Here is a 25,230-nt window from a genome sequence, read left to right on the forward strand (position 1 = left end):
ACGTGATCAGTGTATCGCCGCGATGGAGGACAATGGATCGGGTGACTGATGCATCGAACGAGCGCGAGACGCTCACCTGGGACGGCTTCGGCGCCGCGACCCGCGACCTTGCCCGTGACATCCTCGCCAGCGGCTTCGAGCCCGAGGTCGTCGTCGCGATCGCCCGCGGAGGGCTGCTGCCCGCCGGCGCCATCGCCTACGGGCTCGGCGCGAAGAACTGCGGCGCGATCAACGTCGAGTTCTACACCGGCATCGGCACGGTGCTCGATGCTCCCGAGGTGCTCCCTCCCGAGCTCGACATGGCCTACCTCGACGGACGCCGCGTGCTTCTCGTCGACGACGTCGCCGATTCGGGTCGCACCCTCGCCCTCGCGGTGCAGCTGCTGAAGGACAAGGGTGCTGACGTGCGCTCGGTCACGATCTACACGAAGCCGTCGACGATCATTCAGCCCGACTACGCCTGGAAGGACACCGACCTCTGGATCAACTTCCCATGGTCGTTCCAGGGAACGGTGCGCGAAGAGGACCTCGGGCTCGCGCCCTCGGCCTGAGCGGATGCAGGCCTGAGCGAATGCTGGCGAGCAGACGCCGGTGGGCGGATGACGCGGCCGACGCTCTCACCGCAGCCTCACTCCCGTAGCAGCGCGCGGAGCGTCTGGATCGTGTCGGCGTCGCCGACGGTCTTGTCGGGGCGGTAGCCCTTCACCCGGGCGAAGCGCAGCGCGATGCCCCCGGGATAGCGCGGCGACCGCTGCACACCGTCGATCGCGATCTCGACCACCAGTTCCGGGCGCAGGAACACCGTGCCCTGAGTGCGTCGGATCTCGAGCGTCGGGAACGTGACGGTCTGCCAACGCAGGAGTTCGTCGGTCAGCCCCTTGAAGGTCTTGCCGACCATGACGAGACTCCCGGGGTCGCCGAACTCCCCGGAGGGATCGAGCGCCCCGAGGTGCAGGTTCGAGAGCAGCCCCTGTCGGCGCCCCGACCCCCATTCGGCCGCGAGCACCACGAGGTCGTAGGTGAGCACGGGCTTGACCTTGACCCATGACTTGCCGCGGCGTCCCGCAGCGTACGGCGAGTCGATGGCCTTGGCGACGATGCCCTCGTGACCCGCGGCGAGGGCATCGCGCGAGACCCCTTCGGCGATGTCGGCATCGGCGGTGACCGTGCCGGGGATGCGCCAGGGCCCGGCGACCCGTTCGAGCTCCGCGAGCCGCACGCTCAGCGGCTCGTCGATGAGGTCGCGCCCGTCGACGTGCAGCAGGTCGAAGAACCACGGGCGCAGAGCCAGCTCGCGGGCGGCATCCGCGCCGAACCTCGACATCGTCTCCTGGAACGGCCGCGGCCCGCCGTCCTCGTCGAGCGCCAACGTCTCACCGTCAAGGATGAGGTCGCGCGCCGGGAGGCCTCGGACGATCTCGACGAGCTCGGGCACGCGGTGGGTGATGTCGGCGAGACTGCGGGTGTACACCGACACCTCGTCGCCGTGGCGGTGCACCTGGATGCGGGCACCGTCGAGCTTGTACTCGACCGATGCCTCGCCGGTGATACCCAGGGCATCGGTCGGGGTCGGAGCGGTGGCGGCGAGCATCGGCAGCACGGGGCGACCGACGCGGAGCCCGACCTCGTTGAGCGACTCGGCACTGCCGGTGAGCGCGATCAGCGCCGTCTCGCCGAGATCGCCCGACAGCATCGCTGCGCGCCGCACGGCGGGGACGGGACGGTCGGATGCCCGGGCGATGGCATCGAGCAGCACGCCGCCGAGCGCACCGGTGCGCAGCTCTCCGAGCATGGCGCGCGTCAGGAAGTCCCACTCCGCCGCGGTCGCGCGTGCGGCGAGCGTCTGCAGGGTGCTGCTGCGCACGGTCGCGGAGCCCGTTCCGGATGCCGCGGCGAGGCGCTCGAACGCCTGATCGATGTCGGTGATGGCGAGCGTCGAGGCATCGGCGTGGGTCACCTCGAGGGCGGCGATGCCGCGCCATCCCACACCGAGACGCCCCTGTCGCGGCGTCGCGAGGAGGAGCCCGACCAGCGGCGCGATCTCATCCGCGTCGGCCTGCGCCAGCAGTCGGGCGAGCGCGTCGATCTTCGCCAGGCGCGACGACGTGGCGGCGACCTCTTCGGTCGTCGAGACCAGCTGCGAGAGCATCATCCTCGCAGTGTGTCATCGGGCACCGACATCCGGCAGAGCGTTGACAATCCGCTCACCTGCTTCAGCGGCCGCGGAACTCCGGCTTCCTCTTCTGTTGGAACGCCGCGAAGCCTTCGCGGTAGTCCTCGGTATCGCACAGCGCCGCCTGCGCCGCGTTCTCGAGTTCGATCGACTCCCAGAGCGCCAGTCGTTCGTCGCGAACTCGTGCCACCAGGCGCTTGCTCGCGAGGAACGCGGCCGTCGGGCCGAGAGTTGCCGTCGCCGCGGCATCCGCCGTCGCCTCCTGCACCTCGTCGTCTGCCAGCACCCGCGAGAAGAGCCCGGCGGTGACCGCCTCGGCACCGGTCATCAGGCGCCCCGTGTAGATGAGGTCGAGCGTCCGGTGCGCGCCGAGGCGATCGAGGAAGAGTGCGTGCCCGCCGGAATCGAGCGTCGCTCCGAGCGCGGCGAACGGCGATCCGATCTTCGCCGACTCCGCGACGTAGACGACGTCCGTGGCGATCAGCAGCCCGAGGCCGACGCCGAGGCACGCACCGTGCGCCGCGGCGAAGGTCGGAGCGGGGAAGCGCGCCATGCGCTGCAGGAGCGGAGTGACGAGCCCGTCGAGATACCCCAGGACATCGTCGTCGCGCGGATCGACGCCGGAGATGTCCCGTCCGGCGCAGAAGGCGCGGCCCTCGCCCCGGAGCACGAGGGCGCGCACGCCGGATGCTTCGGCCTCGGCGTAGGCGGCGTCGAGGTCACGCAGCGCCTGCTCGTCGAGCGCATTGAGTTTCGTCGGTGCGTTCAGCGTGACGGTCGCGACGTCGTCGGCGATCGTGAGGTCGATCATCGGTGCTCCTCTCGGGGCGGGGCCCTTCGACAGGCTCAGGGACCCAGTTTCGTGGGGCTCTTCGACAGGCTCAGGGACCCGGTTTCGTAGGTCCGGCATCATGACACGTCGTAGTCGACGACGACGCGGTCGCTGGTCGGATGGGACTGGCAGGTGAGCACGAACCCGCGCTCGATCTCGTCGGGTTCGAGGGCGTAGTTCTCGGTCATCGTCACGCTGCCCTCGACGACGCGGGCGCGACAGGTGCCGCAGACTCCGCCCGCGCACGCGAAAGGGGTGTCGGGGCGCACTCGCAGCGCCGCGTTAAGCACAGACTCGTGCGCGTCGACCGGGCTCTCGACTGTCGATGAGACGCCGTCGAGCGTGACCTCGATCGTCGTCGTGCGCTCCCCGGCCCGCACCTGCACCGGTCGCGCGGCCCGGGCGGGCTCGTCGCCGGTCGTGAACAGTTCGAACCGGACGTGGGCGCGGTCGACGCCGGAATCCGCGAGCACCTCGCGGCACAGGTCGACCAGTGCGAGCGGTCCGCACAGGAACCACTCGTCGACATCGTCGGGTGGGATGAGGGTGGCGAGGATCGTGCGCAGCTTCGGTTCGTCGATGCGGCCCGACAGGACGGGAGCGGTGCGCTGCTCGCGCGACAGCACGTGGTGCAGCGTGAGGCGCGCGGGATGGCGGTCCTTCAGATCGGCGAGCTCCTCGAGGAACATCACGTCGAGGGTCGAACGGTTCGTGTAGAGCAGGGTGAACCGCGCGGTGTCCGACCGCGACAGCACGGTGTGCGCGAGCGCCATCAGGGGCGTGATGCCGGAGCCGGCGGCGATGCCGACGACGTGCCGGTGATCGAGGTCGGGGAGGGCCGAGGTGAACGTGCCCTGCGGACTCATCACGTCGATCTCGAACCCCGGCCGCAATCCCGTCTGGGCCCAGGTCGAGAACACGCCGCCCTCGTCGCGCTTGACCGCCACGCTGAGCCGGGTGTCGGCCCCGTCGGCTCGATGGTCGGGGGCGCGGCAGAGCGAGTACGAGCGCCGCACCTCGACGCCGTCGAGCACGGTGCGCAGTGCGACGTGCTGCCCGGGAAGATGGGCGTAGTCATCGGCGAGTTCGGCGGGCACCGTGAACGTCACCTCGACCGCGTCGTCGGTGAGCGGACGAACGCTCTCGACGACGAGCGTGTGGAAGCGGGCGCGCCGACGCGGCGCCGACACGTCGTCGCGCGAGGCGGGAGCAGCGGATGCCGTGACCGGTGCGAACAGCGACATCAGTGCACCTTGAAGTGATCGAATGGCTCGAGGCAGGCGCGGCATTCGAACAGCGCCTTGCACGAGGTGGAACCGAACCGCGACACCTCCCGGGTATCGAGCGATCCGCAGCGCGGGCAGCGCACGCTCAACGCCAGACGGATCGGCCCGGACGGCACCGCGGCGCGCCCCGTCGGCGGGGCGATGCCGTACCGCTCGAGTTTGCGCTTCCCGGCATCCGACATCCAGTCCGTCGTCCATGCCGGGGCGAGGACCAGCCGCACCTCGACCTCGCCGTAGCCGGCGGCGGTGAGCGCCAGGATCACGTCGTCGCGGATCGTGTCCATCGCCGGGCATCCGCTGTAGGTCGGAGTGATGTCGACGCGCACCCGTGCGCCGTCGACGTCGACCGCGCGCAGCACCCCCAAGTCCTCGATCGTGAGGACCGGGACCTCGGGGTCGGCGACCCCGGCGGCGATCCGCCAGGCATCCGACCGCGTCATCGTCGCCGTGTCGTTCACCATGTCGCCCCCGGATGCCGTCTCGCGAGCACCTGCATCTCGGCGAGGATGTGCCCCATCGGGGTCGCGTGCGAGCCCCGGCGTCCACCCGCCGATGACGCCGCGACATCGGGCACCGTCATCTCGGCACGTGCGAACACCGTGCGGATCACCGCGTCGAATCCGACGCGCAGCGCGGACGGGCGAGCGGCGGCATCGCCTAGCCGGTCGATCAGCGGGTCGTCGCGGAACAGCTCGTCGACGAACGGCCAGACATCGCCCACGGCGCGGATCATCCGCGTGCGCGACTCCTCGGTGCCACCGGCGAGCCGCAGCGTCCACTGCACGGCGTGGTCGCGGTGGTAGTCGACCTCCTTGAGGCCCTTCTCGGCGACGGCGGCGAGGGTCGCATCGCTGCTCGACCGCAGCGCCTCGTACAGCTCGACCATGTACGTCGAGACGACGAGCTGCCGCGCGATGGTCTGCGCGAAGTCCCCGTTCGGCTGCTCGACGATCCAGGCGCTGCGGAACTCCGGCTCGTCGCGGAAGAATGCGAGATCGTCCTCACTGCGTCCATCGAAGGAACCGGCGTAGCGCAGTAGCGAGCGGGCGTGCCCGAGCAGGTCGAGGGCGATGTTGCCGAGCGCGACGTCCTCCTCGAGTTCGGGAGCGCGGGAGATCCAGGCGCCCAACTGCTGCGACAGGATCAGTGCGTCGTCGCCGAGGCGCAGCGCGTACTCGGCGATGTCGGCGGATGCCGCGCGCTCGCCGGCGCCTGCGAACTCCTGCGCGAGATGTCGCTCCTCGACCGTGACGTCCCCGTGCGCGCTCACAGGTGCGGCACCCCCTCGGATGCCGTGTAGTACACGGCATGCCGGTAGTTCTTGCCGGCCGCGCTCTCGAAGTATGCGCCCTTCGCGTCGGGGTCGCTCGTGGTGATGACCTCGGCGGGAACGGCCCAGATCGAGACGCCCTCGCCGCGACGCGTGTAGAGGTCGCGGGCGTTGCGGATCGCCATCTCGGCATCCGGTGCGTGCAGCGACCCGACGTGCACGTGACTGAGCCCGCGATTCGCGCGCACGAACACCTCCCAGAGTGGCCAGGGCTCGTGGGGATCGGTGCCCGGACTCGCCATCACGCCACCTGCCCTTCGACGCGCTCAGGAACCCAGGGCCCGGGCTGCTTGCGTGCGTACTCGGCGGCGGCCTCCCGCACCCACGCCCCGTCCTCGTGGGCGGAGCGGCGTCGCTCGAGCCGTTCGGTGTTGCACGGGCCGTTGCCGCGGAGCACCTCGAAGAACTCGTCCCAGTCGATCGCGCCCATCTCGTAGCGTCCGGCTTCCTCGTCGTACCGCAGCTCGGGGTCGGGCAGCGTGACACCGAGGATCGCGGCCTGCGGCACGAGCATCCCCACGAACCGCTGGCGCAGCTCGTCGTTCGAGAACCGCTTGATCTTCCAGGCCATCGACTGCGCCGAGTTGGGGGACTGGTCGTCGGGCGGGCCGAACATCGCCAGGCTCGGCCAGTACCAGCGGTTCACGGCATCCTGCGCCATCCGGCGTTGCTCGTCGGTGCCCTGCATGAGGGTGAGCAGGATCTCGAACCCCTGACGCTGGTGGAACGACTCCTCCTTGCAGACCCGCACCATCGCGCGCCCGTACGGCCCGTACGAGGCGCGGCACAGCGGTACCTGGTTGCAGATCGCGGCGCCGTCGACCAGCCAGCCGATCGCGCCCATGTCGGCCCAGGTCGGGGTGGGGTAGTTGAAGATCGAGGAGTACTTCGCCCGGCCGTCGATGAGCTGCTGCATCATCTCGTCACGGGTGACGCCGAGCGTTTGCGCGGCGGAGTAGAGGTAGAGGCCGTGGCCCGCTTCGTCCTGCACCTTCGCCATGAGGATCGCCTTGCGCTTGAGGCTGGGGGCGCGGGTGATCCAGTTGCCCTCGGGCTGCATGCCGATGATTTCGGAATGCGCGTGCTGCGAGATCTGTCGGATGAGCGTCTTGCGGTAGGCCTCGGGCATCCAATCGCGCGGTTCGATGCGCTGCTCGTTCGCGATGAGCTCGTCGAAGAGGCGCTCCTCGTCGGAGACGTCTGCGGTGAGGTCGGCGGCGGTGTCCATCGTGGCTCCTCCCGGCCAGCATCTTTACTGACCGATCGTTAGGTAATTCTGTCACGACGGGGAACGATCCTCAAGGAGGATGACGGATGCCGCGGCTCAGTGCGAGCGCGAGATCAGGTCGAGCAGCGCGCGGCCGTACGCCTCGGCGGGATCGGGATGCTCGAACGAGAACTGTGCGCCGGAGATCTCCACCCGCACGCGGAAGGTGTCGTCGAGACGCTCCAGCGAGCGGAAGGTTCCGCGCAGCAGCTCGCGCAGCTGGTCCTCACGGGGGAGCCACACGGCATCCGCGAGCGTCACCGCGTCGAGTGCCCACTCGGTCGTGCCGTTGAACGCGAGGTCGGTGCCGCTCGGTGTCCGACGTGCCTCGATCGTCATCGCGCTTACCGTGAAGACGTCGGCCTCCGACTCGAGCTCGACGTCGTTCGGGAGGTCGAGCTGAAAACGGTCGCCCTCGACGGGATGCCACACAAGACCGGCGGCACGCAGGGCCACGGCGAGGTCACGGGTGATCACGACCTCCACGCTAGACGACCGGGAGAGCTTCGAGGGCCGCCGGTGCGAGCAGGGATGTCGGTGGCGTCGGGCAGAGTGGAGGCATGACCTCCGGAACTCCCGTCGACCTTCGTGCGGCCGCCCGTGACGCCCTGCGCGAGCTGGTCGGCCGCCCCGACGCCGACTTCCATGACGGGCAGTTCGAGGCCATCGATGCTCTGGTCGCCGGGCGCCGACGGGCGCTGGTGGTGCAGCGCACCGGGTGGGGCAAATCCGCCGTGTACTTCGTCGCCACCCTGCTGCTGCGGCGCCGGGGTGCCGGGCCGACGGTGCTCGTCTCGCCCCTGCTGGCGCTCATGCGCGATCAGGTCGCCGCGGCCGAGCGGGCGGGGGTGCGGGCGGTGTCGATCGACTCGACCAACGCCCATGCCTGGAGCGACGTGCTCGCGCAGCTCGATCGCGATGAGGTCGACGTGCTCCTGGTCTCTCCCGAGCGTCTCAACAACCCGGCCTTCCGCGAGCAGCAGTTGCCGGGTCTCGTGAGCCGGATGGGGATGCTGGTCGTCGACGAGGCGCACTGCATCAGCGACTGGGGCCACGACTTCCGTCCCGACTACCGGCGTCTGCGCACCCTCATCGCCGAGATGCCGCAGGACGTACCGGTGCTCGCGACCACTGCGACGGCGAACAGCCGCGTCATGGTCGACGTCGCCGAGCAGCTCGGCGCGAGCGCGGGTGGCGGTTCCGGAGCCGAGGTGCTGACGATCCGCGGCCCGCTCGCTCGTACGTCGCTGCGGCTCGGGGTGTTGCGGTTGCGGGATTCGGCCAGCCGCCTGGCCTGGTTGCTCAGCCACCTCGACGATCTGCCGGGATCGGGCATCATCTACACGCTGACGGTCGCGGCGGCGGTCGACACGGCCCGCCTGCTGCGCGAGCAGGGGCACGACGTGCGGGCGTACACCGGGCAGACCGACACCGAGGAGCGGGCCGAGTCCGAGGGGATGCTCAAGCGCAACGAGGTGAAGGCGCTCGTGGCGACGAGCGCCCTGGGCATGGGGTTCGACAAACCCGATCTCGGTTTCGTGCTGCACCTGGGCGCGCCCTCGTCGCCCGTGGCGTACTACCAACAGGTGGGTCGTGCCGGCCGTGCGAGCGAGAGCGCCGACGTGCTCCTCCTCCCCGGCGTCGAGGATCGCGACATCTGGCAGTACTTCGCGACCGCGTCCATGCCCGATCGCGAGCGCGCCGAACGCGTGCTCGCGGCGCTGGGCGATGCGCCGATCTCGACACCCGCGCTCGAAGCGCTCGTCGACATCCGCCGCACTCCGCTCGAACTCCTGCTCAAGGTGCTCGACGTCGACGGGGCCGTGCGCCGGGTGCAGGGCGGCTGGGTCGCGACGGGCGTCCCGTGGAGCTACGACGCCGAGCGGTACGAACGCATCGCGCGCGAGCGTGTCGCCGAGCAGCAGCACATGATCGCGTACGAGCAGACCGACGGATGCCGGATGGAGTTCCTCCAGCGCTCCCTCGACGACGAGACCGCGAAGCCGTGCGGGCGGTGCGACAACTGCGCGGGCGAGTGGTTCCCGCGCGAGATCGGAGCGACCGCGACGACGCAGGCGTCGGAGTCGCTGGACCGCGTCGGGGTGCCGATCGAGCCGCGGCGCGCGTGGCCGACCGGAGCCGAGCGGGTCGGCGTGCCCGTGAAGGGGCGCATCGCCGCCGATGAACAGGCGGCGGAGGGACGAGCGCTGGCTCGGCTGACCGACCTGGGCTGGGGTGGGACGTTGCGCGAGGCCTTCGCCGCCGGCGCGGCGGATGCGCCGATCACCCCGCAGGTGCTCGACGGCTGCGTCCGCGTCCTCGCCGAGTGGGGCTGGTCGCAGCGCCCCGTCGCGGTCGTCTCCCTGCCCTCGCGCTCGCGACCTCTGCTGGTCGACAGTCTCGCCCGGGGGCTCGCCGCCGTCGGACGACTGCCCTACCTCGGCGCCCTCGAGCCGGTGGACGGCGGTCCGAGCGGGCAGCCGGGCGGCAACAGCGTCTTCCGGCTCGGCGGGCTCTGGGAGCGGTTCAGCGCCGAGCACCTCGAGGTCCCGGATGGCCCCGTGCTGCTCGTCGATGACCTCGCCGACAGTCGGTGGACGCTCACGGTCGCCGCGCGCACCGTTCGACACGCGGGAGCGAGCGAGGTGCTGCCGTTCGTCCTCGCCCTGCGCGGCTGAACCCTGCGCGGCTGAACCCTGCGGGTGAGCCCTGCGCGGCTGATCCGGTCGCGGATATCCCTTTCGATCTTGACAACGGCACCGCTCCCGAGCATGTTCGGAAGTGACGGCTAGGTCGCCGGTCCCGGTGCCTGCTTTCGCGACGTGCGCTCGGTGGCCGCGTCGATACCCGACGGAAGAGATCGAAGGAGATCGGACGATGAAGAAGCTCATCAACGCCCCGGAGGACGTGCTCGTCGAATCGCTCAAGGGAGTCGCGCTCGCGCATCCTGAGCTGTCGGTCGACCTCGAGACGCACGTCATCACGCGGGCCGAACCGAAGGCGCAGGGCAAGGTCGCGATCGTCTCGGGCGGAGGGTCGGGGCATGAGCCGCTGCACGGCGGGTACGTGGGCGTCGGGATGCTCGACGCCGCTGTCGCGGGCGAGGTCTTCACCTCGCCGACCCCCGATCGCGTGCAGGCTGCGACGAAGGCCGTCGACCAGGGGGCCGGCGTGCTGCACATCGTCAAGAACTACACCGGCGACGTGCTCAACTTCGAGATGGCGGCCGAGCTCGCCTCGATGGAGGGCATCGAGGTCGGCACGGTCGTGGTCGACGATGACGTCGCCGTGCAGGACTCGCTCTACACGGCCGGCCGCCGCGGCGTCGGCCTCACCGTGCTGCTCGAGAAGATCGTCGGTGCCGCCGCCGAAGAGGGGCAGGACCTCGCGTCGGTGGTCGCCCTCGCGCAGCGCGTCAACGCGCAGGGCCGTTCCATGGGCATGGCGCTCACGAGCTGCACCGTGCCCGCCGCGGGCAAGCCCACTTTCGACCTGCCCGACGACCAGATGGAGATCGGCATCGGCATCCACGGCGAACCGGGCCGCCACCGCGAGCCCCTGGCCCCGGCATCCGACATCGCCCGTCAGCTCGTCGAGCCGATCCTCGCCGACCTCGACTTCGCGGGCCCCGCGATCGTCATGCTCAACGGCATGGGCGCGACGCCGCAGATCGAGCTCTACCTGATGTACGCCGAGGTCGCCGCTCTGCTCGAGGCGGCGGGTGTGCAGGTCGTGCGCAACCTCGTCGGCAACTACATCACCTCGCTCGACATGGCCGGATGCTCGGTGACGGTGTTGAAGGCCGACGATGAACTGCTGCGGTTGTGGGACAGTCCGGTCGTGACCCCCGGTCTGCGGTGGGGCGCCTGATGGCCGCGGACACCGTCTCGATCGCCACCCTGCAGGACTGGATCACCCGCTTCGGCGCCGCCGTCGCCGAGAAGCGCGACTGGCTCACCGAACTCGACTCCGCGATCGGCGACGCCGACCACGGGGCCAACATGACGCGGGGGATGAGCGCGGTCACCGAGAAGCTCGACGCGAGCGCCCCGGCCGCCGCGGACGACCTCCTGAAGACCGTCGGGATGACTCTCGTCAGCTCGGTCGGCGGAGCGAGTGGTCCGCTGTACGGCACATTCTTCCTGCGCATGGGGATGACGACCGGCGCGGTTCAGGAGCTCGATGCCGCCGGCCTCGCCGCGGCGTTGCGCGCCGCTCTCGAGGGCATCGTCGCGCGGGGCAAACCCGAGCCGGGGGACAAGACGATGTTCGACGCCATGTCGCCGGCGGTCGACGCGCTCGACGCCGCCATCGCCGGAGGCGCGGATCTCGCCGAGGCGACGCGGGCCGCGGCGGTCGCCGCCGCCACGGGCCGTGATGCGACGCTGCCGCTCGTCGCCCGCAAGGGGAGGGCGAGCTACCTGGGCGAACGCAGCGCGGGGCACCTCGACCCGGGAGCCGCATCGACCACCCTGCTGTTCGAGACGCTCGCCGCGGCGATCGCGGCGAACTGATGATCGGCATCGTCGCCGTCTCCCACAGTGCACGACTCGGGGAGGCGGCGCTCGAACTCGCCCTGCAGATGGTGCGCGGGTCCGGGACGCAGGTGCGCGTCGCCGCCGGTGCCGGGACGGATGCCGACGGCACGCCGATCCTGGGGACGGACGCTGTCGCCGTCGCCGCCGCGATCGATGAGCTCGCGTCAGACTGCGAGGGCGTCCTCGTGCTCATGGACCTCGGGTCGGCCGTGCTCAGCGCCGAGCTCGCGCTCGAACTGCGCATGAGCGACGTTCCGGTGCGTCTCGCTCCGGCGCCGTTCGTCGAGGGACTGCTCGCCGCCGTCGTCTCCGCAGCGGCCGGGGGAGATCTCGACGCGGTCGCGGCGGAGGCATCCGCGGCGCTCGGAGCGAAGACGGGGCAGCTCGGTGGGGAGGACCCCGCTCCCGCGCCGGAACCCCTCGCGGCATCGCCGGCACCGGGCGACGTCGAATCCGACGGCGACCGGGTGACCCGCCGCGTGCGCGTGCGAAACCCGCAGGGACTCCATGCGCGACCCGCGGCGCTGATCGCCGAGGCATCCGCCGGCGTCGACGTGCGCCTGCGGCGGCTTCCCGACGGCCCGGAAGCCTCTGCGGCCAGTCTCGCGCGACTGCTCGTGCTGGGCGCACGGCAGGGCACCGAGATCGAGATCTCGGCCGCAGGTGCGGATACCGACGCCACCGTCGCGCGGATCGCGGCGCTCTTCGACGACGGCTTCGGTGAGGGCACCGACGACTCTGCCGACGCGTCGAGTGCTGCCGAGGTCCCGAACGGGTCCCCGGAGGGTGCCACGGATGCGCCGCAGACATCCCTGTCGCCGACCACGGGCGATGTGCTGCAGGGACGCGGCGTGAGTCCCGGGGTCGTCTCGGCACCCGTCGTGCATCTCGCGCCGTCGTTGCCGGAACCGGAAGCCGGAGTCGTCGTCGCCGAGAGCGACCGGGCCGCGGAAGTCTCGGCGATCGAGGCGGCCGCCGCTGCGGTGGCGGAGCACCTGCGACTCCGCTCCGGTGCGGCGACGGGGGATGCGCGGGAGATCCTCGACGCCGCCCGTCTCATGGCGTCCGATCCCGAGCTCGTCGCCGATGCCGGTGCCCTGGTGCGCGCGCAGGGCCGCACCGCCGCGCGCGCCGTGTGGGAGGCCGCTCGTGCGCACGAGACCGCGCTCGCCGCGCTCGGGGGACGGATGGCCGAGCGCGTCGCCGACGTCCGCGACGTGCGCGACCGCATCGTCGCCGAGGTCCTCGGACTCGACATGCCGGGGATCCCCGATCGGGCCGAACCCTTCGTGCTCGTGGCCGTCGATCTCTCACCCGCCGACACGGCGGCTCTCACCGGCGGTGCCTGCGTCGCGCTCGTCACCGAACAGGGCGGGCCCACCTCTCACACGGCGATCATCGCCCGCTCGCTCGGGCTCCCGGCGGTCGTCGGCGTGGCCGGTGCGACCGGAATCCGAGAGGCGGAGACGGTGCTCGTCGACGGGGAACGCGGGACCGTCGACGTCGGCCCCGACGACGAACGGGTGGCGTCGGCGCACGCTGCGGCGGTCGTCGTCGAGTTCGACGGGAACGGTCGGTTGGCCGATGGGCATCCGCTCGCTCTGCTCGCCAACGTCGGCGGCGCGGCGGATGCGCTCGCCGCCGCCGAGGCTCGCGCCGAGGGTGTGGGGCTCTTCCGCACGGAGTTCTGCTTCCTCGGACGCACGGATGCTCCCACCGTCGAGGAGCAGGTGATCGCATACCGCGGGGTGCTCGCCGCGTTCTCAGGCCACAAGGTCGTCGTGCGCACGCTCGACGCGGGCAGCGACAAGCCGCTCCCGTTCGCGAACCCCGATGACGAGGAGAACCCGGCGCTCGGCGTTCGGGGCCTGCGCATCGCCCGGCGCAATCCGCGCCTGCTCGATGATCAACTCCAGGCGCTCGCGCGGGCCGCCGAGGCCGAGTCCGCCCTCGTCGAGGTCATGGCGCCGATGGTGGCGACCGTCGACGAGGCAGCGGGATTCGCCGAGCGGGCGCGTGCCGCAGGGATCGACCGCGTCGGCATCATGATCGAGACACCGTCGGCCGCCCTTCTCGCGGCCGAACTCTTCGAGGTCGTCGATTTCGTCAGCCTCGGCACCAACGACCTCGCCCAGTACACGCTCGCCGCCGATCGGTTGCTCGGTGAGCTGGGCGACCTCAACGATCCGTGGCAGCCCGCGGTGCTGCGGCTCATCGGTGCCGTGGGCGCGGCAGGTCTCGCGGCGGGAAAGCCGGTGGGGGTGTGCGGGGAGGCCGGGTCGGACCCCTCGCTGGCGCCGGTGCTGGCGGGGCTCGGTGTCACGTCGCTCTCGATGGCACCGCGCGCGCTCGGACGCGTCGGCGCGGCACTCGCCTCCGTCGATCAGGACGCCTGTCGACGTGCGGCCGAGGCCGTGCTCGCGGCGCCGACGGCCGCTGCGGCACGGGAGCGAGCAGGCGCCGCCCTGGTGGACGAGAGGCGGCTCTGACACCGTGCGTGTCGGTGCATATGCCCCCACGGGCATGCGATTCGTATCGTTCTGATCTCGAGTGATGGCGGATGCGGGCAGGGCGTCCAGAGCGACCGCTACGCTCGCCATAGGGGAGGCGCCGACTGGCGGTGCAGCGGATCATCGGAGGGGCCTATGCCGCGAGCGCGGTCGTACACGAATCTTGTTCTCGGTCTGGTCGCGGCCGGGGCACTGCTCGGGCTCTCCGCGTGCGCGCCCGAACCCGATCCGACGCCGGAGCCGACCCGGACGGCGGTTCCCGAGACTCCGGAGCCCGCGGCCTATGACGGACCGCTCCACTTCGTCGGCGACGAGCTCGACTGGTTCCTGCCATCGGAGGACGAGATCCGCGCGCTGCTTCCAGGCATCGCGGACATGTCCGAACCGTCGAGCGCATTGGAACAGATCTCCGATGGGGGCGGCCCAGCGCCGGTCCCTTCGATCTGCAGCGTGCTCTCCGCGGAAATGTCCTTGGGATCTATCGGGGCGCGGACCCTCACCTGGACTATCGAGGGAAGCGACAACGCCGTGGGACGGCTGCACGTCCTCCAGTTCGCCGACGAGGCGCACGTCGCAGCCCGGATGGACCAGCTTCGCGCCGCGACGGAGCAGTGTCCCTCCTACGTGCTGGAGCGGGAGTCCGGCTTCGATGCCGAGATCGTCGGTGACGGCGGCGACGCGCAGGCGATCGCCGGGACGTTGACCGTGGGATACGTCGACGGCGAGTGGAAGTATCACAAGGGTTACGCGTCGATGGGCAACGTGATCGTCGAGCTGTTCCAGACGGGGATCGACGGATCGACGATCGACGCTGCGGCGGTGGCGGAGATGCTGCGAGAGCACAGCGGCTCCGCACGCGATGCTCTCGTCAGCCAGCTGACGGCGAATCCGCCGGCCTCGTCGGAGACACCGACAGCGGGCGACCCGTCAGCGCCGTGGAGCGCGTGGGAGATGAGCACTGCGGCCGTCGGTCCGATCGTTCTCGGCAGTGATCTCGATACTGCTCTGGCCGCTGTACCGGGTGCTCGGGCGGTCGAACCGGAATGGTCGGGGAGTCCGTGGTGGCTGACCGCTGCAGACGGATCCGCATCGGTGGGGATATGGACCGATGAGAGCGGCGAACGCGTCGGGAGCGTGACGGTCGGAGTGTCGAACGTCTACGGCGAGCCCGTGCATGACGGATCCTCTCTCCCCGCCGCTGGCGGAATTCGGGTGGGGGATCCCGTGAGCGCGGCGGTCACGGCTTTCCCGGAAGGCACTTTCGTGACGGTCATCGCCTCCGGTGAGTTCTTCTACGACTTCGCAACACGGGATGGCGGAGCCGTGAGCTTCCGCACCGACCGGGATCCCACTGATCCGGCGGCGGTCGTGACAGGAATCGGCGTCGAGGACGCGAAATTGAGTGCGCCGGCGGTGTTCGGATGAGCGGCAGGGCGATGCCGACGCTGCGACGATTCTCGTACCGCGTGGTCGGTTTGATCGCAGTCGGATCTCTGCTCGGGCTCTCCGCGTGCGCGCCCGAACCCGATCCGACGCCGGAACCGAGTGCGACCGCGACCGCCGCGCCCGAGACACCCGAGCCCGCGGCCTACGACGGGCCGCTGGTCTTCGTCGGCGACCAGTTGGACTGGTTGCTGCTCTCCGCCGACGAGGTCGCCGGTATCGTTCCGACATCCGCGGAGTTCGCCGAGCCTTCGGCGTCTCTGGTCCAGATCTCCGACGGCTGGGGGGCCGAGATCACACCCGAGATCTGCTCGGTGCTCCTGATGGAGGCGTCACTGGGCTCCGTCGGCGCGCGCACCCTGACCTGGCAGGCGGAGAACGATCACGAGGGTCGCTTGAGCGTGCTGCAGTTCCCGACACCCGCGCAGGCGGAGCGTCGGATGGATGACTATGTCGACGCAGCGGAGCGGTGCAGCGAGTTCACGTTCAACCAAGAGGCATCCTCGTTCGCGAATGCATCGATCGACGAGGACGGGGTGCGTTCGGTCGCGGGCTCGGTCGTCATCGGCGACTCCGCAGAAGGCTGGAAGAACTACTACGGAATCGCATCGGTGGGCAACGTGCTCGTCGAGTTCACCCACTCGTTCACCGGTGAGTCGGCGCTCGACCCGGAAGCCGCTGCCCGAGCGCTACACGATCGCCTGCGGCAAGCGCGTGACCTGCTCGTCGGCGATCTGACGGCGAACCCGCCGACCTCCCCGGCTGAGCCGCCGGCCGTCGATGCCTCCGCTGCGTGGGCGGACTGGCCGATCGACTTCGGCGGCGTGGGACCGCTCCGTCTGGGGGAGGACATCGATGCGGTGGTGGCGACTGTGCCCGGTGCCGGCGTCTCAGCCGAGGAATGGTCTCCGAACGACCGCATGCTCACCAGCGCTGACGGCTCCGCCAGAATTCAGATAACCGCGCAGGAGAAGGGCACCGCCGTCGCGACGATCCTGGTCGGAAAGGTCGCACTGTACGGCGAGCCGCCGGTCGACGGCACCGGGCTGCCGCGCGCCGACGGCGTCGGGATCGGCGATCCGATCGAGAAGGCGATGACGGCCTTCCCCGAGGGCACGTCCGTCCGCGTGATCTCCGCCGCGCTTCACTTCTACGAGGTGTCGACGAGGGAAGGCGAGGTGCTCCTCTTCCACACCGACCGTGACATCGCGACGTCCGGCGCCACCATCATCGGGATCACCGCGGAAGACGGCACGCTACGCCGCGAGCTGTACATCGGTGCGCATCTGGAATAGCGGGTAGCGACCTGCTCAGGGGTACACGGCTTCGGCGGGCACCGCCTCACCCTGAGGCTGCTTGCTGACGAGCGTGAGCACGTCATAGGTTGCGACGGTCTCGTCGCGCTGGTTGCGGATCACCGCGTCCCAGCGCACCTCGCCGTAGTCGTCGGTCTCCCGCGGGGTGATCTGCTTCGCGGTCAGCTCGACGCGGATCTCGTCACCGGGCGACACCGGTGTCATGAAGCGCAGGTCCTCGAGGCCGTAGTTCGCGAGCACCGGACCGGGGTCGGGATCGACGAAGAGCCCCGCCGCCCACGACACGAGCAGGTACCCGTGCGCGACCCGACCGGGGAAGAACGGATTCGCGGCCGCCGCGGTCTCGTCCATGTGCGCGTAGAACGTGTCGCCGGTGAAACGGGCGAACGTCTCGATGTCGTCGAGGGTGACGGTGCGCGCGTGCGAGGCGACCCGGTCGCCGATCCGCAGTTCGGCGAGTGAGCGACGGAACGGATGCCGTCCGTCGCTGCGCACCGCTGCGCCCGCGTGCCAGACGCCGGTGAGCGCCGTGAGCATCTCGGGTGAACCCTGCACCGCGGTGCGCTGCATGTGGTGCAGCACCGCCCGGATGCCGCCCAGTTCCTCCCCGCCACCGGCCCGACCCGGACCGCCGTGCACCAGGTTCGGCAGCGGAGAGCCGTGGCCGGTCGACGAGCGCGCATCATCGCGGTCGAGCACCAGCAGTCGTCCGTTGAACGGCGCGACACGGGTCGCGAGTCCGACCGCCTGCGCAGCGTCGTGCGTGGCGATGCTGGTCACGAGCGAACCTCCGCCGCGGGCGACGAGATCCGCCGCCTCCGTGGTCGTCGCGTAGGTGAGCAGCGAGGCGACCGGTCCGAACGCCTCGATCCCGTGCACGGCATCCGTCTGCGCGTCATCGAATCGCATCAGCATCGGCGCGACGAACGCTCCCGCGGTCGAGGGCCCTGTCGTGCCATCGACGTGCCGCACATCCGGCGTCCCGGTCGAGCCGATCACCAGCCGCCCACCCGCATCCTGCAGCGCGGCGACCTGCCGCAGCACCTCGTCGCGCTGGGCGAGCGAGGCGAGCGGGCCCATCGTCACGCCGTCGGCGCGGGGATCGCCGAGCACCGTCCGTTCCGCGAGTCGCGAGCGCACCGCCGCGATCACGGCATCCGCCGATCCCGCCGGCACGATGGCCCGTCGGATCGCGGTGCACTTCTGGCCGGCCTTCGTCGTCATCTCGGTGACGAGCTGACGCACGTACGCGTCGAATTCGGGCGTGCCGGTGGTGGCATCCGTGCCCAGCACCGAGGCGTTGATCGAGTCGGTCTCGGCGGTGAAGCGCACACCGCCGGTCTGCACCGCCGGATGCCGGCGCAACGACTCGGCCGTCGACGCGCTGCCCGTGAATCCCACGAGGTCACCGAGGCGCAGATGGTCGAAGAGATCGGGAACGCTCCCGCTCACGAGCTGCAGCGTTCCCTCGGGCACCAGATCGGACTCGATCAGGATGCGGACCATCGCCTCGGCGAGGTACCCGGTGGGAGTCGCGGGCTTGATGACCGTCGGCATGCCGGCGAGGAAGGCGGGGGCGAACTTCTCGAGAGCACCCCACACGGGGAAGTTGAACGCGTTGATCTGCACCGCGACCCCCGGGAGCGTCGTGTGCACGTGCCGACCGAGGAAAGATCCGTCCTTCGACAGCGGCTCGACCGGGCCGTCGATGCGCACGGTACTGTTCGGCAGCTCGCGACGTCCCTTGCCCGAATACGAGAACAGCACGCCGATGCCGCCGTCGATGTCGACCCACGAATCGGCGGTCGTCGCCCCCGTGCGCGCCGAGAGCGCGTACAGCTCTTCCTTGCGGGCGGTCAGCGCCAGCGCGAACTGCTTGAGCAGGACCGCTCGCTGATGGAAGGTGAGGGCGGCGAGGCTCGCCTGGCCCACGGTGCGGGCGTGCACGAGGACGGCCGCGAGGTCGAGGCCCGTGGTCGACACCCGCGCGACGAGGTCGCCGGTCGACGCATCCCGCACCTCCGTCGCCGGTGATCCGGCAACGGGAGTCCACCAGGCGTCCTGAACGTAGCTGGGCAGGTACTCGGTCATCGCGTCTCCTTCGGGGAATCGGGGTCGGTCCAGTCGTAGAAGCCCGCGCCGCTCTTGCGGCCCATCCGCCCCTCGGCGACCATCTGGCGCAGCAGAGCGGGCGGGTCGAAGCGTTCGCCCAGTTCCCGAGCGAGCTCCTGGGCGATGCCGAGGCGCACGTCGAGCCCCACGAGGTCGGTCGTGCGCAGCGGACCCACCGGATGTCGATACCCGAGGGTCATCGCGGCGTCGATGTCGGATGCCGACGCGACGCCCTCCTCGAGCATCCGGATGGCTTCGAGGCCGAGCGCGACGCCCAGGCGTGACGACGCGAAGCCGGGGGAATCGGCGACCACGATCGGGGCCTTGCCGAGCAGAGCGACCCACTCGCGCGCCGCGTCGACCACGGCCGGGTCAGTCGCAGCGCCGCGCACGATCTCGACGAGCGCCGATGACGGCACGGGGTTGAAGAAGTGGAGTCCGAGGAAGCGCTCGGGCCGCCGGCGGGCGAGCGCGAGGTCGTCGATCGAGATCGACGACGTGTTCGTGGCGAGAACGGCGGCGGTCGGGAGGACCTCGTCGACCCGAGCGAGCGCATCCTCCTTGAGCACGCGGTCCTCGGGCACGGCTTCGACGACAAGCGCCGCATCCGCACATGCACCGACGTCGGTCGTGACTCCGAGCCGCGCGGAGCACTCTCCGACATCGAGCGCGGGATCGCGGTGGGCGGAACGGCGAAGGCTCTCCTCGATGCGCTGCGCCGCGGCGTCCGCACTCGCCGTATCGCGCTCGACCACGATGACGCGCGATCCCGCGAGCAGGAAGGCGTGCGCGATGCCCGCCCCCATGCGCCCTCCGCCGATCACGCCGACGATGGCCTGGGCGCTCACGATCGACCCCTGCGATCGAGGAAGGCGGTCATGCGGCGCTCCTTCTCGGGACTCGCGAACAGTTCGGCCTGGAATTCTCCGTCGAGGTGCGGATGCTTCGCGTGGTCGGCACGAAGCGCGCTCTTGGTGTGTCGCGTGGCGAGCGGGTCGTTCGCGGCGATGCGATCCACGATCGCGTGGGCGGCGGGAAGGAGCTGCTCGGAGGGGTGGATCGCCGAGACGAGACCCCAGGCGAGGGCATCCTCCGCTCCGAGTGCGCGACCGGTGAGGAGGAGGTCGGCGGCGCGGGCGCGCCCGACGATGTCCGGAAGGCGCCAGGTCGCCCCGGCGGCGGCGATGATCCCGAGCCCGGTCTCGGGGTTGCCGATCCGCAGCGACGCGGTGGCGATCCGGATGTCGGCGGCGTAGGCGAGTTCAGCGCCGCCGCCCAGCGCGTAGCCGTCGAGTGCGGCGATGACGGGCATCGGCAGTTCGGCCACCCGGGTGAATGCCGTGGCGTTGATGCCTCGCCGCGCATCGTCGGCGCGGCGCTCGCGGAGCTGGGCGATGTCGGCGCCGGCGGCGAAGTCGCCGCCGGCGCCCGTGAGGATCAGCGTGCGCGGGTCGGCCTCCAGCTCGGCGCAGAGCGCATGCAGGGCATCGATCGTGGCGAGGTCGATCGCGTTGCGGCGCTCGGGGCGGTTCAACGTGGCGAGCACGCGGTCGTCGCGCCGTTCGATCAGCAGCGGGGCGGTCATGCCACGCGCTCCAGGACCATCGCGGTGCCCTGTCCGACGCCCACGCACATCGTCGCGAGTCCGAGTCCCGCGCCCTCGCGTTCCATGCGACCGAGCAGTGTGACGACGATGCGGCATCCGCTGGAGCCGAGCGGGTGCCCGAGCGCGATCGCCCCACCGTCGCGGTTCACACGCTCCGGGTCGATCCCGAGTCGGCGGATCGAGGCGAGGGACTGCGTGGCGAACGCCTCGTTCAGCTCGACCGCCCCGATCGCGTCCATCGTGAGGCCGACGCGATGCAGCGCCTTCTCCGTCGCCGGTACCGGGCCGAGACCCATGATCTCGGGGGCGAGCGCGGCGGAGGTCGCCGTGACGATGCGGGCGCGCGGGGTGAGTCCGTAGCGGCGCACGGCCTCACCCGAGGCGACGACGACCGCGGACGCCCCGTCGTTCAGGGAACTGGAGTTGCCGGCGGTGACGACCCGGCCACCCGCCACCACGGGGCGCAGAGCCGTGAGCGCACCGATGTCGGTGTCGCGACGGGGACCTTCGTCGACCGCCACCTCGCCCGAACGCGCGGGCACGGCGACGATCTCGTCGGCGAAGCGGCCCGCGTCGATCGCGGCGGTCGCGAGCCGGTGGCTGCGTAGAGCGAAGGCGTCGGCATCCTCCCGCGTGATCCCCTCGCGCCGGGCGACCTCCTCCGCCGTCTCCGGCATCGAGAGTGTCGTTCCCTCCCGCGCCGCCAGGAGCGCGTTGGTGAAACGCCAGCCGATCGAGGTGTCGAACGCCGGCCCCGGCTTTCCCCACGCCCGATCGGGCTTGGCCTGCACCCACGGGGCTCGGGTCATCGACTCGACCCCGCCCGCGACCATCACCTCGGCATCTCCCGCGCGGATCGCCTGGGCGGCCAGCGCGATGGCCGACATCCCCGAGGCGCAGAGTCGGTTCACGGTGATGCCCGGAACCTCCTCGGGCAACTCGGCCAGGAGCGCGGCCATGCGGGCGACGTTGCGGTTGTCCTCGCCGGCCTGGTTCGCCGCGCCCAGGATCACCTCGTCGATCGCGGCATCCGGAACTCCCGCGCGATCGACGGCGCTGCGCACGACGAGGGCGGCGAGGTCGTCGGGTCGGATGCCGGAAAGGGCACCGCCGTACCGCCCGATCGGGGTGCGGACCCCGCCGATGAGGAACGCCTCGGTCATCTCGGCCCCCTCACACCCGTCCGTAGGCGCGCAGCGGCTGTTCGACCAGCGCGGCCACCCGCCGGAGGAAGCTCGCGGCGTACCCGCCGTCGCAGACCCGGTGGTCGAACACCAGGGACAGCTGGGCGATACGGCGGGCGACGATCTCGCCGTCGACCACCCAGGGGCGCTCGAGCACGCGTCCGATGCCGAGGATCGCTACGTCCGGGTGATTGATGATCGCCGCCGACCCGTCGACGCCGAGCCCGCCGTAGTTGTTCAGCGTGAACGTCGAGCCGCGCATCCGCTCGGGCGGCATCGCCCCCGCGCGGGCGGTGTCGGCGAGCTCACGGAGAGCGGCGTCGAGCTGCGCGACGCTCAGTTCGTGGGCGCGGGGCACGACGGGCACGAGCAGTCCGCGCTCGGTATCGGTGGCGATCCCGAGATTCACGCCCTCGAACGCGATGATCTCCTCGCCGCTCTCGTCGAGGCGCGAGGCGAGCACGGGATGGTCCTCCAGCGCGAGCAGCGCGAAGCGGGCGAACAGGGCGGTCAACGACGGCGCCCGCTCACCGGTCGAGGCGATCTCCCGGCGCAGATCCCAGAGGCGGGTGGCATCGACATCGACCCAGACCGTCGCCTCGGGAATCTCGGCGCGACTGCGGCTGAGACGCGCGCTGACGGCCCGGCGCACCGGAGACAGGCGGTCACGCGCGCGCACCCGCAGGCCGTCGACCTCGGCGGTGCTCGACGGGGAGGACGATTCCGCGGATGCCGGTGGGCTCACATCCTCGGCGGTTCTGTCGACCGCGTGATCGACCGCGGCGCGCAGAACGTCGGCGCGGGTGACGGCACCGTCGGCTCCGGTCGCGGGGATCGCGTGCACGTCGAGTCCGAGGTCGCGGGCCAGTCGACGGACGATCGGCGAGCGCACGGCGACGGTCCGGGCGGCGGGTGCGGGCGGTGACGCGGTCGCGGCCGATGCCGTGGCCGAGGGTCGGCGGCGTCCGCTCGCCGCACGCTCGCGGGTGCCGTAGCCGATGAGCACGTTGCCGGAGCCTGCCCGCTCCTCGGTTCGGTAGTCTTCGTGCGCAGCGCTCTCGTCCGCGGCATCCGACACCTCCAGCACCGGAGCGCCGACGTCGATCGTGTCGCCGGCGTCGCCGTGCAGGGCGGTCACCACGCCGGCGAAGGGGGAGGGAAGCTCCACGACGCTCTTGGCCGTCTCGACCTCGGCGACCGCCTGATCGACGGCGATCGTATCGCCGACCGCCACGAGCCACTGCACGAGACCGGCCTCGGTCAGTCCCTCGCCGAGGTCGGGCAGGCGGAAGACGTGCGCGGTGAGGGCGCTCACGATTCGTCCTCCCACTGCAGCGTGTCGATCGCGTCGAGAACGCGGTCGACGTCGGGCAAGTACCAGTGCTCGAGCTTCGGCGGTGCGTAGGGCACATCGAAGCCCGTCACCTTGCGCACCGGTGCCTCGAGGTACGCGAAGCAGCGCTCGGACACCCTCGCCTGGATCTCGGAGGCGACGCTGGCGTAGCCCGGTGCCTCGGCGATCACGATCGCGCGACCGGTGGCGCGCACGGCGGCGATGACCGTGGCGTCGTCGAAGGGCGAGAGCGAGCGCACATCGATCACCTCGACACTGCGTCCCTCGGCTGCGGCGGCCTCGGCGGCCTCCAGCGCGAGCGGCACGGCTGTTCCATAAGCGAGCATCGTCACGTCGCGGCCCGCACGCGCGGCCCGGGCGCTGCCGAACTCGACGCGGTGCGTGGTGTCGACCTCGCCGCGGGTCCAGTACAGCTTCTTGGGCTCGAGGAAGACGACCGGATCGGACGACGCGATCGCCGCCCGCAGCAGGGAGTATGCGTCCTGCGGGGTCGACGGGCAGACGACCGTCAGTCCCGGAGTGTGGGCGTAATACGCCTCCGACGAGTCGCAGTGGTGTTCGACCCCGCCGATGCCTCCGCCGAACGGGATGCGGATGACCAGCGGCATCCGCACCTGTCCGCGCGTGCGATTGCCGTACTTCGCGACGTGACTCACGATCTGCTCGAACGCCGGCAGGGCGAAGGCGTCGAACTGCATCTCGATCACCGGGCGCATGCCGTTCATCGCCATACCCACCGCCGTGCCGACGATCCCGGATTCGGCCAGCGGGGTGTCGAAGCAGCGGTCCTCCCCGAAGCGCGCGGTGAGCCCGTCGGTGACGCGGAAGACACCGCCGAGCGCCCCCACGTCCTCCCCGAACACGACGACCTCGGGGTCGGCGGTGAGGGCGTCGGCGAGGGCGAGATTCAGCGCGGCCGCCATCGTGAGCGTCACGGGCGCGCTGCCGGCCTTTCCGTCATCGGGGCGGATGCCGTCGAGGGGGGCACCGTCGAGATGCGTGTCGTCGTGTGCGATCGTCATCGGGAAGCTCCTTCGTGCGAGGCGGACCCCGCGGGGGACGGTGCCTCCGCCGTGCGCTCGATCTCTCCCCGCAGCATCGCCCACTGCTCCTCGAGCTGCGGGGAGCGGGTCGCGGTCACGAAGCGGAAGAGGTCCTCGGGGTCGAGGTCGCGGTCGGTGTTCAGTGCGGTGCGCAGCTCGTCCGCGAGGGTCTCCGCATCCGCGGCGTATCGGGCTTCCCGGTCGTCGTCGAGCGCACCGACCGTGCGGAGATGCGCGCGCAGCCGAAGCAGCGGGTCCCGCTCCGCCCAGGCCTGCACCTCGGCGCGCTCGCGGTAGCGCGTGTCGTCGTCGGCATTCGTGTGCGCCTGCATCCGATAGGTGTGCGCTTCGACGAGCGAGGGTCCGCCGCCCGTCCGTGCACGGTCGACGGCCGCGCCGAGCACCGAGAGCACCGCGGCGACGTCGTTGCCGTCGACGCGCTGCCCCGGCATCCCGTACCCGACCGCCTTGTGCGCGAGCGAGGGGGCCGCCGTCTGGCGGGAGAGAGGCACCGAGATCGCGAACCCGTTGTTCTGTACGAAGAACACCACCGGCACGTGGAAGACCGCCGCGAAGTTCATCGCCTCGTGGAAGTCGCCCTCGCTGGTGGCGCCGTCGCCGCACAGGGCGAGCACGACCGTGTCGTCGCCCCGACGCTTCGCGGCATACGCGAAGCCGACCGCGTGCAGCAACTGGGTCGCGAGGGGCGTGGACTGCGTGGCGACGCGGTGCGCGCGCACGTCGTATCCCGAATGCCAGTCGCCCGCGAGCAGCACCATGGCCTCGGCCGGCGGCACGCCGCGCCCGATGATGGCGACGGCGTCGCGGTAGGTCGGGAACAACCAGTCCGTCGCGCCGTCGATCACCCGTGCGGCCGCGACCTGGCACGCCTCCTGCCCGTGAGACGAGGGGTAGACGGCGAGGCGCCCCTGGCGCACCAGCGCGCTCGCCTGGTCGTTGAATCGGCGCCCCTCGACGAGTCCGCGGTAGGCGTCGAGCAGAGCGTCGCGGTCGGGGAGCGCGTAGTGGGCGTCCTCGATGAGCGTGCCGTCGGGGGCGATGAGCTGCACCGCTTCGTCGCGGGGGAGCATGTCGTCGTTCATCTGGTCGCCTTCCTCGCCGAACCTGATGACGACAGCATGCGCCCCCGAGCACAGTCGTCCAAGAGTCGCGGCAGAATCCTGAACGATTGCGCGGCCGTTGCCCTGCCCCGTGCCGAAGTGTCACAATTCGAAC

General features: G+C 71.0%; 22 protein-coding genes. 7 read left to right on the top strand and 15 right to left on the bottom strand.

The window, feature by feature from the left end:
- Window positions 1-32 precede the first annotated feature (32 nt).
- Window positions 33-551, top strand: a complete 519-nt coding sequence (locus tag ACFY9N_RS04715; protein WP_247623091.1) for a phosphoribosyltransferase — start codon at window positions 33-35, stop codon at window positions 549-551.
- A gap of 77 nt (window positions 552-628) precedes the next feature.
- Here the strand turns inward: ACFY9N_RS04715 and ACFY9N_RS04720 are convergent, their stop codons facing one another.
- From ACFY9N_RS04720 to ACFY9N_RS04755, 8 genes are all read right to left on the bottom strand, one after another.
- Window positions 629-2,152 carry an ATP-dependent DNA ligase gene (locus ACFY9N_RS04720; RefSeq protein WP_391477131.1) on the bottom strand — a complete coding sequence of 508 codons (1,524 nt, stop codon included), beginning with the start codon at window positions 2,150-2,152 and terminating at the stop codon, window positions 629-631.
- A 61-nt stretch (window positions 2,153-2,213) separates the two neighbouring features.
- Window positions 2,214-2,984 carry an enoyl-CoA hydratase/isomerase family protein gene (locus ACFY9N_RS04725; protein ID WP_391477133.1) on the bottom strand — a complete coding sequence of 257 codons (771 nt, stop codon included), beginning with the start codon at window positions 2,982-2,984 and terminating at the stop codon, window positions 2,214-2,216.
- Window positions 2,985-3,082: 98 nt separating this feature from the next.
- Window positions 3,083-4,249 (bottom strand): 1,2-phenylacetyl-CoA epoxidase subunit PaaE, encoded by a 1,167-nt coding sequence (gene paaE, locus ACFY9N_RS04730; RefSeq protein WP_391477134.1) that lies wholly within the window; start codon window positions 4,247-4,249, stop codon window positions 3,083-3,085.
- The gene (gene paaD, locus ACFY9N_RS04735) at window positions 4,249-4,752 is read right to left on the bottom strand and encodes a 1,2-phenylacetyl-CoA epoxidase subunit PaaD (RefSeq protein WP_391477135.1); all 504 of its coding nucleotides are present in this window, start codon (window positions 4,750-4,752) and stop codon (window positions 4,249-4,251) included. Before paaD ends, paaE begins: the two co-directional genes overlap by 1 nt.
- On the bottom strand, window positions 4,746-5,561 hold the full coding sequence (gene paaC, locus ACFY9N_RS04740; protein ID WP_391477136.1) for a 1,2-phenylacetyl-CoA epoxidase subunit PaaC: 816 nt from the start codon (window positions 5,559-5,561) through the stop codon (window positions 4,746-4,748). The genes paaD and paaC overlap by 7 nt, the downstream gene beginning before the upstream one ends.
- Window positions 5,558-5,863 carry a 1,2-phenylacetyl-CoA epoxidase subunit PaaB gene (paaB, locus tag ACFY9N_RS04745; RefSeq protein WP_391477138.1) on the bottom strand — a complete coding sequence of 102 codons (306 nt, stop codon included), beginning with the start codon at window positions 5,861-5,863 and terminating at the stop codon, window positions 5,558-5,560. Before paaB ends, paaC begins: the two co-directional genes overlap by 4 nt.
- Window positions 5,863-6,849 carry a 1,2-phenylacetyl-CoA epoxidase subunit PaaA gene (paaA, locus tag ACFY9N_RS04750; RefSeq protein ID WP_391477140.1) on the bottom strand — a complete coding sequence of 329 codons (987 nt, stop codon included), beginning with the start codon at window positions 6,847-6,849 and terminating at the stop codon, window positions 5,863-5,865. The genes paaB and paaA overlap by 1 nt, the downstream gene beginning before the upstream one ends.
- 96 nt (window positions 6,850-6,945) lie before the next feature.
- Window positions 6,946-7,365, bottom strand: coding sequence for a pilus assembly protein CpaE (locus tag ACFY9N_RS04755; RefSeq protein WP_391477141.1), 420 nt, complete (start codon window positions 7,363-7,365; stop codon window positions 6,946-6,948).
- An 83-nt stretch (window positions 7,366-7,448) separates the two neighbouring features.
- Here ACFY9N_RS04755 and ACFY9N_RS04760 point away from each other — a divergent pair, with 83 nt between their 5' ends.
- The 6 genes from ACFY9N_RS04760 (at window position 7,449) to ACFY9N_RS04785 (ending at window position 16,674) form a co-directional block, all read left to right on the top strand.
- Entirely contained in the window at window positions 7,449-9,566 is a 2,118-nt protein-coding gene (locus ACFY9N_RS04760; protein WP_391477142.1) for a RecQ family ATP-dependent DNA helicase, read from the top strand.
- A 199-nt stretch (window positions 9,567-9,765) separates the two neighbouring features.
- The gene (gene dhaK / locus ACFY9N_RS04765; protein WP_391477144.1) at window positions 9,766-10,758 is read left to right on the top strand and encodes a dihydroxyacetone kinase subunit DhaK; all 993 of its coding nucleotides are present in this window, start codon (window positions 9,766-9,768) and stop codon (window positions 10,756-10,758) included.
- A complete protein-coding gene (gene dhaL / locus ACFY9N_RS04770; protein WP_391477145.1) occupies window positions 10,758-11,402 on the top strand; it encodes a dihydroxyacetone kinase subunit DhaL in 645 nt (214 codons plus the stop codon). Before dhaK ends, dhaL begins: the two co-directional genes overlap by 1 nt.
- Window positions 11,402-13,915, top strand: coding sequence for a phosphoenolpyruvate--protein phosphotransferase (ptsP, locus tag ACFY9N_RS04775; protein ID WP_391477146.1), 2,514 nt, complete (start codon window positions 11,402-11,404; stop codon window positions 13,913-13,915). Before dhaL ends, ptsP begins: the two co-directional genes overlap by 1 nt.
- A gap of 549 nt (window positions 13,916-14,464) precedes the next feature.
- Window positions 14,465-15,361 carry a hypothetical protein gene (locus ACFY9N_RS04780; protein ID WP_391477148.1) on the top strand — a complete coding sequence of 299 codons (897 nt, stop codon included), beginning with the start codon at window positions 14,465-14,467 and terminating at the stop codon, window positions 15,359-15,361.
- Complete coding sequence (locus ACFY9N_RS04785) at window positions 15,358-16,674, top strand: sensor domain-containing protein (RefSeq protein ID WP_391477149.1); 1,317 nt, start codon at window positions 15,358-15,360, stop codon at window positions 16,672-16,674. The genes ACFY9N_RS04780 and ACFY9N_RS04785 overlap by 4 nt, the downstream gene beginning before the upstream one ends.
- Window positions 16,675-16,689: 15 nt before the next feature.
- On the opposite strand, the gene paaZ is transcribed toward ACFY9N_RS04785, so the two are convergent.
- The 7 genes from paaZ to ACFY9N_RS04820 are packed head-to-tail and all read right to left on the bottom strand — an operon-like array spanning window position 16,690 to window position 25,097.
- Complete coding sequence (gene paaZ / locus ACFY9N_RS04790) at window positions 16,690-18,786, bottom strand: phenylacetic acid degradation bifunctional protein PaaZ (protein ID WP_391477150.1); 2,097 nt, start codon at window positions 18,784-18,786, stop codon at window positions 16,690-16,692.
- Window positions 18,783-19,613 carry a 3-hydroxyacyl-CoA dehydrogenase family protein gene (locus ACFY9N_RS04795; RefSeq protein WP_391478452.1) on the bottom strand — a complete coding sequence of 277 codons (831 nt, stop codon included), beginning with the start codon at window positions 19,611-19,613 and terminating at the stop codon, window positions 18,783-18,785. Before ACFY9N_RS04795 ends, paaZ begins: the two co-directional genes overlap by 4 nt.
- A gap of 38 nt (window positions 19,614-19,651) precedes the next feature.
- Window positions 19,652-20,392, bottom strand: a complete 741-nt coding sequence (locus tag ACFY9N_RS04800; RefSeq protein ID WP_391477152.1) for an enoyl-CoA hydratase/isomerase family protein — start codon at window positions 20,390-20,392, stop codon at window positions 19,652-19,654.
- Window positions 20,389-21,576, bottom strand: coding sequence for a thiolase family protein (locus ACFY9N_RS04805; RefSeq protein WP_391477153.1), 1,188 nt, complete (start codon window positions 21,574-21,576; stop codon window positions 20,389-20,391). The genes ACFY9N_RS04800 and ACFY9N_RS04805 overlap by 4 nt, the downstream gene beginning before the upstream one ends.
- 10 nt (window positions 21,577-21,586) lie before the next feature.
- Window positions 21,587-22,912, bottom strand: coding sequence for a dihydrolipoamide acetyltransferase family protein (locus tag ACFY9N_RS04810; RefSeq protein ID WP_391477154.1), 1,326 nt, complete (start codon window positions 22,910-22,912; stop codon window positions 21,587-21,589).
- Window positions 22,909-23,973, bottom strand: coding sequence for an alpha-ketoacid dehydrogenase subunit beta (locus ACFY9N_RS04815; protein WP_391477155.1), 1,065 nt, complete (start codon window positions 23,971-23,973; stop codon window positions 22,909-22,911). Before ACFY9N_RS04815 ends, ACFY9N_RS04810 begins: the two co-directional genes overlap by 4 nt.
- On the bottom strand, window positions 23,970-25,097 hold the full coding sequence (locus tag ACFY9N_RS04820) for a thiamine pyrophosphate-dependent enzyme (RefSeq protein ID WP_391477156.1): 1,128 nt from the start codon (window positions 25,095-25,097) through the stop codon (window positions 23,970-23,972). The genes ACFY9N_RS04815 and ACFY9N_RS04820 overlap by 4 nt, the downstream gene beginning before the upstream one ends.
- Window positions 25,098-25,230: the final 133 nt, after the last annotated feature.

This window comes from Microbacterium sp. NPDC008134 (assembly GCF_042957055.1).
Taxonomy (GTDB): Bacteria; Actinomycetota; Actinomycetes; order Actinomycetales; family Microbacteriaceae; genus Microbacterium.